At 67.2% G+C, this 16,904-nt stretch carries 17 protein-coding genes; 5 read left to right on the top strand and 12 right to left on the bottom strand.

Translation table 11 applies throughout. The features are described 5' to 3' along the window. Window positions 1-93: 93 nt before the first annotated feature. The 3 genes from guaB to JNO53_RS03110 form a co-directional block, all read right to left on the bottom strand. On the bottom strand, window positions 94-1,548 hold the full coding sequence (guaB, locus tag JNO53_RS03100; protein ID WP_338015293.1) for an IMP dehydrogenase: 1,455 nt from the start codon (window positions 1,546-1,548) through the stop codon (window positions 94-96). A gap of 86 nt (window positions 1,549-1,634) precedes the next feature. Continuing rightward, window positions 1,635-3,152 carry a M28 family peptidase gene (locus JNO53_RS03105; protein ID WP_238401541.1) on the bottom strand — a complete coding sequence of 506 codons (1,518 nt, stop codon included), beginning with the start codon at window positions 3,150-3,152 and terminating at the stop codon, window positions 1,635-1,637. Beyond that, window positions 3,130-3,885, bottom strand: a complete 756-nt coding sequence (locus JNO53_RS03110; RefSeq protein WP_203107502.1) for a 3-hydroxybutyrate dehydrogenase — start codon at window positions 3,883-3,885, stop codon at window positions 3,130-3,132. Before JNO53_RS03110 ends, JNO53_RS03105 begins: the two co-directional genes overlap by 23 nt. Window positions 3,886-3,996: 111 nt before the next feature. On the opposite strand from JNO53_RS03110, the gene ypfJ reads away from it, so the two are divergent. Both ypfJ and JNO53_RS03120 read left to right on the top strand, forming a co-directional pair. After that, the gene (gene ypfJ / locus JNO53_RS03115; RefSeq protein WP_203107504.1) at window positions 3,997-4,869 is read left to right on the top strand and encodes a KPN_02809 family neutral zinc metallopeptidase; all 873 of its coding nucleotides are present in this window, start codon (window positions 3,997-3,999) and stop codon (window positions 4,867-4,869) included. Beyond that, window positions 4,847-5,518: a hypothetical protein gene (locus tag JNO53_RS03120; protein WP_203107506.1), complete on the top strand. Its 672-nt coding sequence runs from the start codon at window positions 4,847-4,849 to the stop codon at window positions 5,516-5,518. The genes ypfJ and JNO53_RS03120 overlap by 23 nt, the downstream gene beginning before the upstream one ends. Before the next feature lie 13 nt (window positions 5,519-5,531). On the opposite strand, the gene JNO53_RS03125 is transcribed toward JNO53_RS03120, so the two are convergent. Next, window positions 5,532-7,106 (bottom strand): M56 family metallopeptidase, encoded by a 1,575-nt coding sequence (locus tag JNO53_RS03125; protein ID WP_203107508.1) that lies wholly within the window; start codon window positions 7,104-7,106, stop codon window positions 5,532-5,534. Further along, window positions 7,103-7,435, bottom strand: a complete 333-nt coding sequence (locus tag JNO53_RS03130) for a BlaI/MecI/CopY family transcriptional regulator (RefSeq protein ID WP_238401623.1) — start codon at window positions 7,433-7,435, stop codon at window positions 7,103-7,105. The genes JNO53_RS03125 and JNO53_RS03130 overlap by 4 nt, the downstream gene beginning before the upstream one ends. Window positions 7,436-7,605: 170 nt before the next feature. Here JNO53_RS03130 and JNO53_RS03135 point away from each other — a divergent pair, with 170 nt between their 5' ends. Together JNO53_RS03135 and JNO53_RS03140 are read left to right on the top strand one after the other, a co-directional pair. Next, entirely contained in the window at window positions 7,606-8,754 is a 1,149-nt protein-coding gene (locus JNO53_RS03135) for an alpha-hydroxy acid oxidase (RefSeq protein WP_203107512.1), read from the top strand. A 20-nt stretch (window positions 8,755-8,774) separates the two neighbouring features. Further along, window positions 8,775-9,434: a peptidylprolyl isomerase gene (locus tag JNO53_RS03140; protein ID WP_203107514.1), complete on the top strand. Its 660-nt coding sequence runs from the start codon at window positions 8,775-8,777 to the stop codon at window positions 9,432-9,434. Window positions 9,435-9,452: 18 nt separating this feature from the next. Here JNO53_RS03140 and JNO53_RS03145 read toward each other — a convergent pair whose 3' ends face one another. The 7 genes from JNO53_RS03145 to sdhC form a co-directional block, all read right to left on the bottom strand. Continuing rightward, entirely contained in the window at window positions 9,453-9,932 is a 480-nt protein-coding gene (locus JNO53_RS03145) for a group III truncated hemoglobin (protein ID WP_203107516.1), read from the bottom strand. Window positions 9,933-10,077: 145 nt separating this feature from the next. Further along, on the bottom strand, window positions 10,078-11,676 hold the full coding sequence (locus tag JNO53_RS03150; protein WP_203107518.1) for a DUF1570 domain-containing protein: 1,599 nt from the start codon (window positions 11,674-11,676) through the stop codon (window positions 10,078-10,080). Window positions 11,677-11,829: 153 nt separating this feature from the next. After that, window positions 11,830-12,693, bottom strand: coding sequence for a glycoside hydrolase (locus JNO53_RS03155; RefSeq protein ID WP_238401542.1), 864 nt, complete (start codon window positions 12,691-12,693; stop codon window positions 11,830-11,832). Between the two features lie 27 nt (window positions 12,694-12,720). Next, window positions 12,721-13,335, bottom strand: a complete 615-nt coding sequence (locus JNO53_RS03160) for a DJ-1/PfpI family protein (protein WP_203107520.1) — start codon at window positions 13,333-13,335, stop codon at window positions 12,721-12,723. A gap of 2 nt (window positions 13,336-13,337) precedes the next feature. After that, window positions 13,338-15,200: a succinate dehydrogenase flavoprotein subunit gene (gene sdhA / locus JNO53_RS03165; protein ID WP_203107522.1), complete on the bottom strand. Its 1,863-nt coding sequence runs from the start codon at window positions 15,198-15,200 to the stop codon at window positions 13,338-13,340. Then, window positions 15,200-15,586 (bottom strand): succinate dehydrogenase, hydrophobic membrane anchor protein, encoded by a 387-nt coding sequence (sdhD, locus tag JNO53_RS03170; RefSeq protein ID WP_119512795.1) that lies wholly within the window; start codon window positions 15,584-15,586, stop codon window positions 15,200-15,202. The genes sdhA and sdhD overlap by 1 nt, the downstream gene beginning before the upstream one ends. Before the next feature lie 11 nt (window positions 15,587-15,597). Continuing rightward, window positions 15,598-15,978, bottom strand: a complete 381-nt coding sequence (gene sdhC / locus JNO53_RS03175) for a succinate dehydrogenase, cytochrome b556 subunit (RefSeq protein ID WP_203107524.1) — start codon at window positions 15,976-15,978, stop codon at window positions 15,598-15,600. A 197-nt stretch (window positions 15,979-16,175) separates the two neighbouring features. On the opposite strand from sdhC, the gene JNO53_RS03180 reads away from it, so the two are divergent. Continuing rightward, on the top strand, window positions 16,176-16,886 hold the full coding sequence (locus JNO53_RS03180) for an SDR family NAD(P)-dependent oxidoreductase (protein WP_203107526.1): 711 nt from the start codon (window positions 16,176-16,178) through the stop codon (window positions 16,884-16,886). Window positions 16,887-16,904 lie beyond the last annotated feature (18 nt).

Consider the following 16,904-nt stretch of genomic DNA (forward strand, 5'->3'; position numbering starts at 1 on the left):
CCCAGCGCAGGCTGGGGCCTCCCTTGAATGCCGAAGGCTTGGCCGCCCGACGCCGCAACCTTCGCGGAGGCTTACACGAGGAGCGCCACACCCTCATCGCGTCGGATAATTCGGCGCCTCGCGGGTGATGGCGACGTCGTGCACATGGCTCTCGCTGAGCCCCGCATTGGTGATGCGGACGAACTTCGCGCGCGTGCGCAGATCGTCGATCGTTGCGCTGCCGGTATAGCCCATCGCGGCCTTGATGCCGCCGACGAGCTGGTGGATCACGTCCGCCGCGGGGCCCTTGAAGGGCACCTGGCCCTCGATCCCCTCGGGCACCAGCTTCATCGCCGACACGTCCTGCTGGAAGTACCGGTCGGCACTGCCGCGCGCCATCGCGCCGACCGAGCCCATGCCGCGGTAGGCCTTGTAGCTGCGCCCTTGGTAAAGGAACGTCTCGCCGGGGCTCTCGGCAGTGCCGGCGAGCATCGAACCCACCATCACGGTCGAGGCGCCCGCCGCGAGCGCCTTGGCCGCATCGCCGCTCGTCCGCAGGCCGCCGTCGGCGATCACCGGAACGCCCGACTTCGCCGCTTCCTCAGCGCATTCCATGATTGCGGTGAGCTGCGGCACGCCGACGCCGGCGACGATCCGCGTGGTGCAGATCGAGCCCGGGCCAATGCCGATTTTCACCGCGTCCGCGCCCGCGTCGATCAAGGCACGAGTCGCTTCCGCCGTCGCGACGTTGCCGGCGACGATCTGCACGGAGTTCGAAAGGGTCTTCGCCTTCTCCACCGCGCGCGCGACGTCCCTGTTGTGGCCGTGCGCGGTATCGATGATGACCACGTCGACTTCGGCGTCGACCAGCGCCTGCGTCCGCTCGAAACCCTTGTCGCCGACGGTCGTCGCCGCGGCGACGCGCAGGCGCCCGCTGACGTCCTTGGTCGCGTCCGGATAGTTCACGGCTTTCTCGATATCCTTGACCGTGATCAGTCCGATGCAGCGGAAGGCGTCGTCGACCACCAGCAGCTTCTCGATCCGTCGCTGGTGCAGCAGGCGGCGCGCTTCGTCCTGCCCGGTGCCGAGCGGCACGGTGGCGAGATTTTCGGTCGTCATCAACTCGCGCACCGGCTGCTGCGGGTTCTCGGCAAAGCGCACGTCGCGATTGGTCAGAATACCGACCAGCGTGCCGCCGCGGTCCGTCACGGGAATGCCGCTGATCCGGTGCTGCGTCATCAGCGCCTGCGCCTCGCCCAGCGTCGCGTCGGGCGAGATGGTGATCGGGTTCACGACCATGCCGCTCTCGAACCGCTTGACCGCGCGCGCCGCGGTGCATTGCTGCTCGATGGTGAGGTTGCGGTGGAGCACGCCGATCCCGCCGAGCTGCGCCATGACGATCGCCATGTCCGCCTCCGTCACCGTGTCCATCGCCGCGGACAGCACGGGGATATTGAGCGCGATGTCGCGCGTCAGCCGCGTGCTCGTGTCCGCCATGGAAGGGAGGATGTCGCTTTCGGCCGGACGCAGAAGCACGTCGTCGAAGGTAAGGCCGAGGGGGATATCGATCGAAGCCACGTAAAATCTTTCGCCGGGAGAATCGTGGCGGCCCATGTAACCGCATGTACCGGCGCCCGCTAGGGGTGAGCGGGAATTTATGGCTGGGCGGCCTGGTAGCCGCCGAGGCTGGCGAAGTGCCGCACGAGCGCGAGATGCAGCAGCACGTCCTCCGCCGCACCGCCGAACTGGATCGCGTCGGTGACGTCTCCGGTGCGGTGGTAGCGGTCGCGCATATAGGCTTCCATCGCCGCGCGATCGGCAAAGGCGCTGGAGACCATCAGCGCGGGCACGTCGTGCTGCAGCAGCGCCCAACCGTCCTGCCTGCGCACGTACCGGTTGGCGTAGTCGTGATCGCCCAGCTTGCGGCCGAGGCTCGCAGCGATGCGCTCCACTTCGCCGTCCAGCGCAGTCATCCCGTGCCCGACGATGGCCACCGGGCCACCGCGCGGCGCTACGGCGATCGTGTCCACGTTGAATGCAGCGACGATGGTATCGAGCGGCATCGGCGGATCCTGCGCGAACGCCCGCGCGCCCAGCAAACCCCATTCTTCCGCGGTGGTCGCGACGAAATAGACGTCGCGGTCGAGCTGCGGCCCCTGCGCGAGACGCTTTGCCACCGCACCAAGCACGGCAAGCCCGCTGGCATTGTCGACCGCGCCGTTGCAGATCGCGTCGGCCCCCTGCCCTTCCGCGCAATGCCCGAAATGATCCCAGTGAGCGAGCAGCAGCACCGCGCCAGCGTTGGGCAGGCGGCCCGGCAGCCGCGCGATGAGATTGTGCGTGCGCACCTCGCGCGAGAGGGAGGTCGCCTCCAGGCGCGCTTCGATGTCGAGTGGAACGGGCCTGAAGCCGTCGCGCCCCGCAGCGGCAGAAAGTGTGGTGAAGCGCTCCTCACCCAGAAGCGCCTCTGCGCCTTCCCGCGACACGAGCCCGTCGAGCTGGGCGCCGTCCTCCGCGCTCGCCAGGCGGTAGGAACCCTTGCTCCGCAGATCGGTCAGTTCCGCCAGCTCTGCCGTATCGGGGACGATCGCCAGAACGGCCGCGGCGCCCTTCTCCAGCAGCGCCTCGCGTTGCTCCACCTTGCGCGGATGATCCCACAGCATGACCGCGATGCGTCCGGCGAGTTCGGCCTGATCGAGCGACCCTCCCCTGCGTCCGACGAACACCGCCGGGCTGCGTTCGAGCAGCGAGCGGCGCCCCGAGCTATAGAGGCGGACCGATCCTTCCGGCGGCACCAGCTTGCGGCGGCCGCGGAAGAATGCGGCTTCGAAGTGCTCCGGCGTGATGAGCTGCAACGCCACCGGCGCGAACCAGGGATTCGCCGGATCGTTCGTACCCGATTCGAGCCCGGCCGCCTGCCAGCGCTGCGCGAGATAGCGCAGAGTTTTCGCCTCGCCGTCCGTGCCGGGGCGGCGGCCTTCGAACCCGTCGCTCGCCAGCACGGCGACGTCGGCCGCCAGCTCGCTTTCGATCGTATCGAGGCTGTCGGCCGGCGCAGAATCCATTCGCGCAGGCGCGCAGCTCGCGGCCGCCACCGCGAGGAGGATCACCGCCCAGCGGTGCATCTGCGCCCCTGCCCGCACCGGCCGGCTACTCGGCGGTCCAGCCGCCATCGATGCTCCAGTTGGCACCGGTGACGTTGCCCGCATCCTCGCGGCACAGGAACACGGCGAGTGCGCCGATTTCCGCAGGCTGGACGAACTTCTTGGTCGGCTGCTTGGCCAGCAGCACGTCGTCGATCACTTCTTCGCGCGACAGCCCGCGCGCCTTCATCGTGTCGGGGATCTGGTTCTCGACCAGCGGCGTCCAGGCATAACCGGGGCTGACGCAGTTCGCCGTCACGCCGCTCCGCGCCAGTTCCAGCGCGATCGTCTTGGTGAAGCCGTCGAGCCCATGCTTGGCGGCGATATAGGCACTCTTGAAAGGCGATGCGGTCTTCGAATGCGCGCTGGCCACGTTGACGATCCGTCCCCAGCCCTGCGCCTTCATGTGTGGCACGGCGCGGCGCACGGTGTGGAACGCCGCGGTCAGGTTGAGCGCGACGATCGCGTCCCATTTCTCGACCGGAAAGGATTCGACGGGGGCGACGTGCTGCATCCCGGCATTGTTGACGAGGATATCGACCGGCCCGGCCGCATCCATCAGCGCGTCGCATCCTTCGCAGGTGGTGAGGTCCGCCCCCACGTGCCGTGCGCGGAATTCGTCGCGAAGCCGGGCGATATCGGCTTCCTCTCCGAAGCCGTTGAGTACGATCTCCGCCCCTTCCGCCGCCAGCGCGCGCGCGACCGCGAGGCCGATCCCGGAGGTCGACCCAGTGACGAGCGCACGCTTGCCTGAAAGGAACATTCCATACCCCCTGCAGATTTGATGAGCGAAGCCTTGCCTAAACGGCTTTTGCGGGCAAGTCTGTACCTGTCCAGATACTATCGGCGGCCGCGCCTTCGGGGAGATGAATTGATGAGGCTCAACCGGTTCGATCCGCGCAATATTCGCGTACGCCAGGGCGGCGGTGGTGGGGGCGGGTTTCCCGGCGGCGGTGGAGGCAAGGTCGGCTGCGGCACGCTGGTGATCGTGGTCGTCGCCGCGCTCGTGTTCGGAGTGGACCCGGGGCAGATGCTCGGCACGATCGACGGCGTGCAGCAGAGCGCGCCGGCCGGGCAGCGGCCGCAATCGGATCTTTCGGAAACCCAGGTCTGTGAGCAGAACGAATATGCGCTCGAGGCCTGCAACGCGCTCGATTCGCTGAACCGCACCTGGCAACCCGAGTTCGAGCGCGCGGGGATCGCGTTCAGGGATCCGGAGCTCGCGTTCTACACCGGGGGCACGAACTCCGGCTGCGGGGGCGCATCGAGCGCGATGGGCCCGTTCTACTGCCCCGCGGATCAGGGCATCTACATCGACACGAGCTTCTACGACACACTGGCGCGCGAGTTGGGCGCAGGCGGCGACTTTGCCCGCTACTACGTCATGGCCCACGAATACGGGCACCACATCCAGTATCTCACCGGGCTCGCCGGGCAGGTGCGCAGCGCGCAGTCGCAGAACCCCGGCCGCGCCAATGAGCTGCAGGTGCGGATGGAATTGCAGGCGGACTGCTATGCCGGCGTCTGGGCCGGCAAGAACCGCAACCTGATCGATCCGGGCGACATGGAGGAAGGGCTGCGCGCCGCGAGCGCGATCGGCGACGATACGCTCCAGCGGCAGGCCGGGCAGCAGGTCAGCCCCGAAAGCTTCACCCATGGGTCGAGCGCCCAGCGCTCGGAAGCGCTGCGGCGCGGAATGGAGCAGGCCGATGACAGTGTGTGCGATGCCTATTTCGACATGCGCTAGGGCGCTCGCCCTGGCCTCGGTTCTGGCCGGCGCGCCGCTCGCGGCGCGGGACCAGGCGAACATGCGCGACCGCGATCCCGATATGGAGGACATCGCCACGACGCCGCTCATCGATCTCAACCTCGCGAAGGATCCGATTCCCGAGATCCTGCTGGCCGCTACCCGGTCGCCCTACGCGAACGACGGCCTCGACGAATGCAGCGAAGTCGAAGGGGCGATCGCCCAGCTCGATGCGATGCTCGGCGCCGACCTCGATATCGCCGACGAGGATCGCGACGATATTTCCGTCGGCCGCATCGCCAAGAGCGCGGTGGGATCGTTCATCCCGTTCCGCAGCATCGTGCGTGAGATCACCGGCGCCGCCGACCACCAGCGCGAGTTCGAGGCGGCGATCGTCGCCGGATTGATCCGGCGCGGCTATCTGAAGGGATTGGGTCAGCAGATGGGCTGCGCCTATCCGGCCCGCCCCGCCTTCGCGAAGATCGACATAACGAAAGACGACCGCGTCGAATGGGCCGAAACCGAACTCGCGTTCGGCGCTGCCAGCGCGCAAGCCGCACCCGAGGTCGAGAAGCCGAAAACGGAAAACGAAGGCGCCCGAGGGATCACCTTCGTTTCCAAGGAAGTCGTGCAGCCAGTCGGCGGCTGAACCGCCGCCCGGGCTAGTTCTTCGCCGCCATCCGCGCGATCGATTCGTCCAGCGAACTCAGCACGCGCGCCCGCATCTCCGCAGAGATCGCTTGGTCACGGGCGATCTCGGCCCGGGCCTCGCGCAGGCCGCGCATGGCTTCGGCGTTGATCGCGGCGGTGCAGATGCGGATCACCTGCCGCCCATCCTCGGAACTCTCGTGAACCACCTCCGTGCCGCTGCAGCCCTCGATCACGCGCGGGACCTCCGGCATGTCGGCCAGAGCGACACGCACCTCGTGCCCGATACGCTCACCCAGGCTGCCAAGCTTGCCGAGTTCGCCAAGTTTACCGAGCTCGCCGAGCGCACGAAGCTCTTCGAGCGCCTTGAGGTGAGCCGCTCGCTGTTCAGGGGAGAAGCGCGGCGCACTGCCTTCCCAGGTCGCGCCGTCACCTCGCATCTTGACGACCATCGGCTCTCCCTCGTGGTCACCATCGAGCCGATGGACGACGATGTGGCGCCGCTCACCATCGGAGTGATCGCCGACGACCTGGAGCGGAAGCGGTGCCGGCGGTGCGGGAGGCGCAGGAGGAGCGGGCGGGGCCGGCGGCACGTCAGCAGGAACGGCCGGCGCAGCGGGCGGCTCGGGCGTCTTCGGCAGGTCCATGGTTTCCGCATAGCTGATCGAAGCGGTCAGCGGCAGGGCGAGAAGCCCGGCGGCGAGCAGCGCGCGCCCGGCCATGCGACGGCGCGGAGTGATCTCGGACATGTTCAGGCTCCTCAAACGGTGGATGATCGATTTGTCGCCCAGGACGGGGCAGGCCATCGGCGCTGCGAGCGCGACGCGCGGCCCGGCGGCGAAGCTGGCAATGACTTGGCCGTAGGCGGCACGCGTCTCGCGGTCGCTTCTCTCGACCACGCGAGCGTCGCAGGCCGCTTCCTGGTCACGGCGCATGGCCTGCCATCCGGCGTAGGCGAGCGGGTTGAACCAGTGCAGCGCAAACAGCGGCTGCGCGGCGAAGTTTGCCAGCAAATCCCCGCCGCGATGGTGGGCAAGCTCGTGCGCCAGTGCCAGGTCGCGCGCGGCGCGGTCGCGCTGGGCCATGAAGCCCGGCGGAAGCGCTACGACCTTGTCCAGCACGCCGAACGCGATCGGGGCGTTGGTCTCCGGGGTCTCGACCAGGCGGATCTTCCCCGCCTCGCCCACCGGAACCGCTTCGGCAAGCAGCACGCGGCGCATTCGGTGGTATCCGGAAAAGCGCAGCCAGAGGAACAGCGCCGCGCCCGCGAGCCACAGTGCAAGCAGCGCCGCCGCCCAGGGGACTGTCGGCGACGCTGCTTCCACCGCTGCACCCGTCCCGTCCAGGGCGGCAACTCGATCGATGATGAGATAAGTTGCTTCGGACGGCACCGCGACGGGCGCTGAAGGCACTTCAGGTGCGAGCGAGGCTGGCAGCGTGATCGGGGGCAACAGCAGGCGGAGGAAAGGCAGCAGCCATAGTCCGTAAGCCGCTTTCGCCCCGAAATGGCGCGCAACGGGCCGCCGCAGCACCAGGACCAGCGCGATCAACGCCGCGGTCCAGACGAGTGTGTCGAGAAGCCAGCTCATTGCTTCAGCTCCTTCAGCAGGGCCTCGATCTCCGCGATATCGGCGTCGGTCAACGCCTCATCCTGCGCGAGATGGGCGAAGAGCGGCGCCGCCCGGCCGCCGAACAGCCTATCCATGAGCCGGCGGGATTCTCCGCCCACATAGTCGTCGCGCGCGAGCAGCGGACTGTAGAGGAACCGCCGCCCGTCCGGCCTGGTCTCGACTGCCTGCTTGGTCACGAGCCGCGAGAGCAGCGTCTTGACCGTCGGCAGACTCCAGTCGCGCTCCGCGCAGACCGCCTCGCACACTTCGGCAGCGGTCAGCGGGCTCCTGGCCCAGAGCGTTTCCATCACGGCGTGCTCGGCATCGCTGATGCGTTCCGGCCGTTCGTCGTCTTCGGACTTCGCCACGAAAACCTCCCCGGTTTCGTTTACGTCTGTAGGCACAACGACTACGCTTGTAAACATTAAGCGTGGATGAACCGATTGGCGAGCTCCGATGCTGCTGGTAGAGCCCGGTCATGCGTCTGTCGGACTGCCATAACGTCGGCGATCTGCGCCTGCTCGCCAGACGCCGCCTGCCGTGGCCAGTGTTCGACTATATCGATGGCGCGGCGGACGACGAGATTACCCGGGCGCGCAACACGGCCGCATTCGACGAGGTGGACCTCGTGCCGAACGTGCTTGCGGGCGTGTCCGAGATCGACACGAGCTGCACGATCATGGGCCGCCGCAGCGCGCTGCCGCTGATGCTCAGCCCGACGGCGCTCCAGCGCGTGTTCCACTGGCAGGGCGAGCGCGCCGTCGCACGGGCGGCTGAGAGGTTCGGCCTGTGGTTCGGGATCTCCAGCCTCGCGACCGTGAGCATCGAAGAGATCGCGTCACTCGTGTCAACACCCAAGCTGTTCCAGCTCTACGTCCACAAGGACGCGGGGCTGAACACCTCGATGATCGAGCGCTGCAAGGCCGCCGGGTTCGATGCCATGGCGCTGACGGTCGACACGATCGTCGCCGGCAAGCGGGAGCGGTGCGCGCGCAGCGGCTTCACCACCCCGCCCCGCTTCACGCCGAGCGCGGTCTGGTCCTACGCCACGCGGCCGCGCTGGGCGCTCGACTACGTGTTCCGCGAGAAGTTCCGCCTGCCCAATCTCGATACCCACGTCAGCGAAGGCACGGGCCGCGCGGTTTCGATCGCCGAATACTTCAACACCATGCTCGACACGGCGATGGACTGGGACACCGCCGCACGCATCAAGCAGGACTGGGGCGGTACGTTCTGCCTCAAGGGCGTGATGAGCGTGGCCGATGCACGCCGCGCGGTCGAAATCGGGGCGGACGCGATCATGGTCTCCAACCACGGCGGCCGCCAGCTCGACGGCAGCCGCGCGCCGTTCGACCAGCTTGCGGAGATCGTCGATGCGGTAGGCGGCGAGATCGAGGTCATCTGCGACGGCGGCGTGCGGCGGGGGACGCACGTGCTCAAGGCGCTGGCGCAGGGGGCCACGGCGGCATCGGGCGGACGGCTCTACCTCTACGCCCTTGCCGCCGCCGGGCAGGCCGGGGTGGAGCGTGCGCTCACGCTGCTCAGGGACGAGATCGAGCGCGGCATGCGGCTGATGGGCGTGACCTCCATCGACCAGCTCGACCGCGACATGCTGCGGAGGCGGTGAAAGTCCGGCATAGTCGCGGCATGTTCAGACGATTCGCCGCGCTCGCCCTGCCCTTCGCGCTCGCCTCCGCCGCGTTTGCACAAGAGGCGCCTGCTCCTGTGCCTTCCCCGGAAGCCGAACCCGAAACCACGCTCGTAGTGCTCGAGACCACGATGGGCGACATCACCGCCGCGATCGAGACCGAGCGCGCGCCGATCACCGCCGCGAACTTCCTGCGCTATGTCGACGAGGGCCGTTTCGACGGCATCGTGTTCTATCGCGCGATGCGGCTCGACTGGGGCGAGCAGCCCAACGGACTGATCCAGGCCGGCACGCAGCACGATCCCGAGCGCGTCCTGCCCCCGATCGCGCATGAACCGACCAACGAAACGGGCGTGCTCCACACCGCCGGCGCACTTTCCATGGCGCGCAATGCGCCAGGTACCGCCACCGGGGACTTCTCGATCATGCTCCAGGAGCAGCCGGGAATGGATGCCGATCCGACTTCCGAAGACCCGGAGCTGCGCGCCGGCTACGCCGCCTTCGGCCATGTCGTCGAGGGAATGGACGTCGTCCGCGCGATCCACGCCGCGCCGGCCGATCCGAACAAGGGCGAAGGCTGGATGAAGGGCCAGATGCTGGCCGAGCCGGTCAAGATCATCGAGGCGCGGCGGGCCGAGCCGGGCGTGCCCGGCGAGTAGCGCCGCAAAGCCTGGCCGTCAGATATGCGGCAGGCCGGCCCCCGCTCGCGAACCCCCGATTCCTTCGCGGCGGATGGTTATTCCGGTGAGGAGGCTGTCGGCAATCGCACGCGCGCGTTCGCCGACCAGCGACGAGGCACCGGGATCGCCCTCCAGATCGCGGAGCGTGGCGTAGAACAGCGTCAGCCAGTGGGCGAAGTGCCGCTCCTCCAGACCGGGGATGACCACGTGCTTGACCATCGGATTCCCGGAGAACTCGCCGCTGTTGAACAGGATCGAGCGCCAGAAGCTCTTCATCCGCGCTAGGTGCTCGGGCCACGATTCGACCCGCTCCGCGAAGATCGGGCCGAGCAGGTCGTCCTCGCGAATGGCGGCGTAGAACCGCTCGACCAGCTCCGAAACGTAATGTTCGTCCACCCCGAGCGCCGCGGCCGCCGCACGCTTCGCTTCACGCGCCTGGCGAACCTCCTCGCGCGTTCTCTCGACTGGGGTAGACATGTTCATGATCTCGACTCGGCATCGGCTGGGCGGATTCACCCCCTTCTACAGGCATGGCCGGGAAAATCGACCGGAGCGCAGACCGCTCGCGCCGCAGAAAGGCGCTCAAACCCGAATCGCCAGACCCCCAGAGCGCAAACGCCTCCTAGGACTGACCTTCGCCTTCCCCGCTTTCCCCGTCTTCCCCGCTGGCTTCCTCTCCGTCGACCTCTGGCAAGACGAACTCGTTCAACCGATCGAACTTGAGTTCGGCGGCCTTCGCCAGCAATGCTTCGGGGTCGAGGGTTTCCTGCATTGTCTTGACGAGCTGGAGCGCGCTGTTTTCACCCAGGCTCTCCGCAGCGAACGCGGCCGGAGCGATAATCCTTCGGGCGCTCTCGACGTCGCCCTCACGCAGCAGCGCCACCGCGGCGCGAATTCTCAGCGTCGTGTCCTGCGGCACCAGCGTCACTGCACGGTACAGGCCAGTGACCGCATCGGAAGGCGGAGTTTGCCCCATGGCGCCGAAGCTGTCGTAATACAGCATAAACGGCAGTGCATGATCGGGGTCGATGCGGTTGGCCTTGAGAAACCAGCGCCGTGCCTCCTTTGCCAGCGCCGGCTCCTGCGCGGCCAGGGCGCGCTGCATCGCGACGCGCCCCTTGTACACCATGGCAAACAGGCTTTGCGGATCCATGGCCAGCACGCGGTCGGCTGCCGCCGCGGCGGCATCATAATTCTTCGCGTCGTATTCGATCTCGGCGAGCCAGGTCTGCACCGGCACGCTATCAGGGAAGCGCGCAGCCACCGGCCTTGCCTTCGCGGCCAGCGGGCCCGCCGTTTCCCCGGTCACGCCCAGCGTGCTGGTCATCCGGTAGTCCAGCATCGCCGCCTCCCCCTCCGAGAGGCGCCGGATGGCCACCTCGGCCGGCTTGCCGATCAGCTCGGGCCCGAAGCGGGCGAGCTTGTACTTGTGCATCCGGATGTAGCGGTCGAGCTCGCTGTCGAGCCTGTCGAGGTCGCCGAACACTTTCTTGCCGCTGGCGACCGGGTCCACGGTCCGATTGAGCTCGGCGATGAATTCCCCGTACTGGTTCGGCCGTTCGCCGCTCATCCAGAGGTAATGTGCGAGAGCCCACCCGCGCGAGTACTTCTCGATATTATCGTACGGGTTCTTCGGAGGTTCGAAGTCGCTCAGCAACATGCGCTCGACGCTCCAGCGATGTGCGCCGAACATTTCGTCGGCACGAGAATCGTTCTTGTCGCCGATCACCACACCGCCATCGTCCTCGATCTTCGCAGTGGCGAACATCTCGGCCAGGCCCTCCTGCGCCCATCCCGGCATGAATATCTCCACGTTGGTGAGCAGCATGTGGTGCGCGTATTCGTGGAAGAGTACGACGCGAGGATTGAAGTCCTCGCGATAGTAGCCGAGCCTCTCCGGCACGACGGCATTGGCACCCTGCGCGGTGGCCGAATAGAACCCGGCGGCATTGCGCGCTCCGCTGCCCAGCGCATCCTGCACGGCGCCGAGCCCGGAGACGATGAAAACGGTCACGGGGACCGCCTCCTCGGCATTAAGGACATAGCGCAGCATCGCATCGTATTGTTCGAGCGCAACTGTCCGCTCTCGCAATTCACGCTCCGACATGTCGCCAACGACAGTGAAGTGCGGTGACGTCGCTTCAAGCCATTCAGCATGCGCCGGGCCACTCACAAGTACGGCGATAAAGGCCGCAGCGGCCTTTAGAATCGAGAACTTCATGCGCCCCCCTTTTGAGCAAGTGTCGAGATTACCGGATCAACGCTACGGGTTTCAAGACTACGCATGACTTTCGAGCAGGCTCAACAAACCTGCTCCCTTCGGCGAGATATATGAATGACCCGGCGCCTCTCGTCCAAGCGCTTCGCGGCCGCCTCAGCACACCTCTGCGGTGTTTTCCGGGATCGGGCCTGGCGGTACGCGCGCGGGGTGGCGGTAGAATGGGTCTGCGGTGAGGCGGTGGCGTTCGCCGTAGGCCGTGCGCAGCGCTGCGGCGAGGCGCGGATCGTATGTTTCCAGATCGGCGTGGTTCAGGATCTGCTGGCCGTCGAAGACCGCCAGGCGGTTCGAGTTGAACCAGAATTGCGTTCCTTCCGCCCAGTATTCCTGCACGGTCGTGCTGGCATATTCGTCGCGCCAGAGGCCTTGCTCGAGCGCCCGGGCATAAGCGGCTTCGACCTCGGCATAGAGCTGCGGGTCAGCGGCGTGGATTGCATCGAGGAGGTTGTGCGCGAACTCGTGGACGAGGATCGTCTCGCCGAAATAGCGGCTCGTGCGCTTGCCCAGCACGTCCTCCTCCGCTCCGACCGTGTGGATGCCGCCAATGCCTCGGGCGCGGGCGTTCCAGTACTCACGGTCGGTGAGGCTTCCGATCCGCGCCTCATAATGCTTGCGCTCGCAGCGCGTCAGCCGCGGATCGTCGGGCGCAGGCTTGGTCCAGTGCGCGTTCTCCGGCAGGTCGGTGATCGCCTCCTCTTCCGCGAGGATTGCCACCCGATAGCCCTTGCGCGCGAGCACCGCGGCGAGATCGGGGCGGTGCGCCAGCATGTCCTCGACGATCGAGCGGGCGTTGACCAGAGCCTCGTCGGCAACGCGCGGAGAGCCGACGATGGGAATACCCTCCGCCTCGACGTACTTCGTGTAGAAGGGATCGAGCTCGAGGTCCTCGGGCGGTGATGGTAGCGCGGCGCAGGCGCTGGCCAGAAACACCGTCAGAGGAAGCAGGCGAATGGCCCTCATCGAACGCTGGACCGAATCGTCCTTCCGCTAGACCGCGACTGCAGCGCCGAGGAAGGGCCGCACCGCGGCCATGGCGCGATCGACGTAGACGTCCTTCTCGCCGACCGGCGCGACGTAGTGCAGCGCCTCTTCGGCTTGGCGCTCTCCGGCAAGACGCGCGATGATCCACGCGGCGAGGTACTGCGAGGCGAGGCAGCCGCCGGCCGTGGCGACGTTGCCGTGCGCCACGAACGGAGCGTCGATCACGTTCACACCCGCCTCGATCACCCATGGCTTGGTGGTCAGGTCGGTACAGGCGGGCAGGTCGCCGACCAGCCCCAGCTTGGCGAGGAGCAGCGTGCCCGAACATTGCGCGCCGATGAGCTGCCGCGCAGGATCGAGCTTGATCCGCGCCAGCATGGCCGGATCGGCCGCGATCTCGCGGGTGCGGATACCGCTGCCGATGATCACCGCATCCGCCTCGCGGGCGAATTCGATCGGCTTCTGACGCTCGACCGTCACGCCGTTCATCGACGTCACCAGCGGAGTGGGTGCCGCGATGTGCGCCTTCCACCCCGCCCCGTGCATGCGGTTGAGGATCGCGGCCGCGACGAACGAGTCGAGTTCATTGTACCCGTCGAACGTCAGGACCGCGATCTGCATGGCTAGTACACCCGTTTCTTCGGCTTGATGTATTCGATGTCGTCGGTGAGCGTGTATTCATGAACCGGGCGGTAATCGATCTTCACCGCGCCGCCGTTGCCACCCCACCCTTCGAACCAGGCGACGGTGTGCTTCATCCAGTTGGCATCGTCGCGCTCGGGGAAGTCCTCGTGTGCATGAGCGCCGCGGCTTTCCTTGCGGTTCTCGGCGGAAGCCATGGTGACGTTCGCCTGCGCCATCAGGTTGTCGAGCTCGAGAGTCTCGATGAGGTCCGAGTTCCAGATCAGCGAGCGGTCGGAAACGTGAATGTCCTCCATCCGCTTGTTCGCCTGCTTGAGCAGTTCGACGCCTTCGCTGAGCAGCTTGCTGTCGCGGAACACGGCTGCATGCTTCTGCATGTCCTTCTGCATTTCCGCGCGAACGGCCGCCGTGGGCGAACCGCCGCTGGCGTGGCGGAAATGGTCGAGACGGGTCAGCGCGAGATCGGCGCTGTCCTTCGGCAGCTCGTCGTGGCTGGTGCCGGGCTTGATGATTTCCTTGAGGCGATGGCCGGTCGCGCGGCCGAACACCACGAGATCGATCAGCGAGTTGGAGCCGAGGCGGTTCGCCCCGTGGACCGAGACGCAGGCCGCCTCACCCACCGCGAACAGGCCGGGCACGATGGTCTCCGGATTGCCGTCGGGGCCGATCGTCACGACCTCGCCGTGATAGTTACAGGGGATGCCGCCCATGTTGTAGTGGACGGTCGGCGTCACGGGGAGCGGCTGGCGCGTCAGGTCGACGCCGGCGAAGATCTTGCCGCTCTCGGTGATGCCCGGCAGGCGCTCGGCGAGCACCTTCGGGTCGATATGGTCGAGGTGGAGGTAGATGTGGTCCTTCTCCGGCCCGACGCCGCGCCCCTCACGCATCTCCAGCGCCATCGAGCGGCTGACGACGTCACGGCTGGCGAGATCCTTCGCGCTCGGTGCGTAGCGCTCCATGAAGCGCTCGCCTTCCGAGTTTGTGAGATAGCCGCCCTCACCGCGCGCGCCCTCGGTGATGAGCACGCCGGCGCCGTAGATGCCGGTCGGGTGGAACTGGACGAACTCCATGTCCTGGAGCGGCAAGCCGGCGCGCAGCACCATGCCGCCACCGTCGCCGGTACAGGTGTGCGCGCTCGTCGCGGTGTAGTAGCAGCGGCCGTAGCCGCCGGTCGCCAGCACCACGGCCTTGGCGCGGAAACGGTGGATCGTCCCGTCGTCGAGACACATCGCCATCACGCCGCGGCACGCGCCGTTCTCCATGATGAGGTCGAGCGCGAAATATTCGATGAAGAAGTCCGCGTCGTACTTCAGGCTCTGCTGGTAGAGCGCGTGAAGCATCGCGTGGCCCGTGCGGTCGGCTGCGGCACAGGTGCGCTGCACCGGCGGGCCTTCGCCCATGTTCTGCATGTGGCCGCCGAACGGACGCTGGTAGATCGTGCCGTTGTCGTTGCGGCTGAACGGCACGCCGGCGTGTTCGAGCTCGTAGACCGCCTGCGGCGCCTCGCGCACCATGTACTCGATCGCGTCCTGGTCGCCGAGCCAGTCGGAGCCCTTGACGGTGTCGTACATGTGCCACGACCAGTGATCGGGCGTGTTGTTGCCGAGGCTGGCGGCAATGCCGCCCTGCGCCGCGACGGTGTGCGAGCGGGTCGGGAAGACCTTGGTGATGCAGGCAGTCTTGAGGCCGGATTCGGCCGCGCCCATCGTCGCGCGCAGGCCGGAGCCGCCGGCGCCGACCACGACAACGTCGTAGGTGTGATCGACGATCGGATAGGCCGGGCTCTGCCCCGCCTTCTGGCTCGCCTGATTGTTGCTGGCGGTCTTGGGTGCCGGGTTGCCCATCAGGCGGCTCCTCCGAATACGATGCGGGCGACGCAGAACAGGCCGAACGCCGCGCCGCCGACGGTCGCGACATTGAGCAGCGCGATCGCCGCGAACTTGTTGCCGGGCGTGTGGACGTAGTCCTCGATCATCACCTGCAGGCCGAGGCGCGCGTGCCAGAACGGGCTGACGATCAGCAGCGCCATCGCCGTCGCTGCAAGCGGATGCGAGAGATAGCCGGTGACGGTGGCATAGGAGAGATCGGGCAGCAGCAGGATCGAGCCGACCAGCCACAGCACGAGGATCAGGTTGCCAATCGCGGTGAAGCGCTGGAGCAGCCAGTGGTGCACGCCCTCGTGCGCCGAGCCGAGCCCGCGCACGCGACCGATCGAGGTTCCGTTACCCATCGTTCAAGTCCTCAGAGAAGCAGCAGAGCGGCCCAGAACGCCGCCGTCAGCGCAATGCCGATGATTGGGGAAGCGACCGACCAGGCCTTGTTGATGCCGAGTTCATACCCCGCGCCGATGTCGAGCACGAAATGGCGCAGGCCCGAGGTCATGTGGTTGAAGAAGGCCCAGGAGAGACCGACGAGCACGACATAGCCGTACCAGGAGGTCGCGATCCCGGTGAAGGTCGCGTAAGCCTCCGGCCCGCTCGCCAGCGCGCCGAGCCACCACAGCAGCACGCCGAGACCCACGATCGCCATTCCGTCGCCGGTGACACGGTGCAGGATCGAGACCAGCATGTGCGGTCCCCATTTCCAGATGCTGAGATGCGGGGAGAGTGGTCTTTCGGCCATGGCGATCGTCCGGTTGCCCTTGAAATTTCGCCCTCCCCTTAGCGCAATCGACTGGCGAGACAAGGCGCGTGCGGGGCTCCCGCGCGATAATCGCTCTCCCGTCATTCCCCGCAGGCGGGCGCACTTCCGGCACGGGAAGCTGGATCCCCCCCTGCGCAGGGATGACGGACAGGTGACGGTGCGATAAGCGCGGACACATGCCCACGATCCTTCTCACCGGCTCCAGCCGCGGCATAGGCGCCGCGATCCGCACGCAGCTCGAAATGCGCAAGGCACGCGTGATCGGCCACGCCAGCGCACCGCATGATGCGCAGACCATCGGCGCCGATCTCGCCGAGCCGACAGCCCCTCACATGGTGTGGGAAGAGGCGCTGGACCGCGCCGGCGGCGAGATCGACGTGCTGATCAACAACGCCGGCCTGTTCCAGGCGAACCCACTCGACCGCTCCGACATCGAATGGCTCGACGGGTGGGAGGATACGCTGCGCATCAACCTCACCTCGGCCGCGCAGCTTTCGCGCTTCGCGGTGCGGCACTGGCTCGAGCGAGGCGTGCCCGGCCGCATCGTCCATGTCGCGAGCCGCGCCGGGCACCGCGGCGACTCGCCCGCGCATTGGCATTACGCCGCGGCCAAGGGCGGCATGCTCGCACTGCACAAGACGATCGCGCGCGCCTACCCCAAGGACGGTATTTTGAGCTTCGCGATCACGCCCGGCTTCACCGACACGGCCATGGCCGGCGACTACCTCGCCAGCCGGGGCGGTCCCGGCCTTCTAGCCGACATCCCCCTGGGCCGGGTTGCCGAGCCGGAGGAGATCGCCGCCATCGCCGTCTTCTGCGCGCTCGACGCCCCCGCGAGCATGACCGGAGCGACGGTGGACGTAAACGGGGCGAGTTACGTCCGGTAATCGCTGGCCGCGCGCCGC

The sequence above is a fragment of the Altererythrobacter sp. C41 genome (genome assembly GCF_016803135.1).
Lineage (GTDB): Bacteria > Pseudomonadota > Alphaproteobacteria > Sphingomonadales > Sphingomonadaceae > Pelagerythrobacter.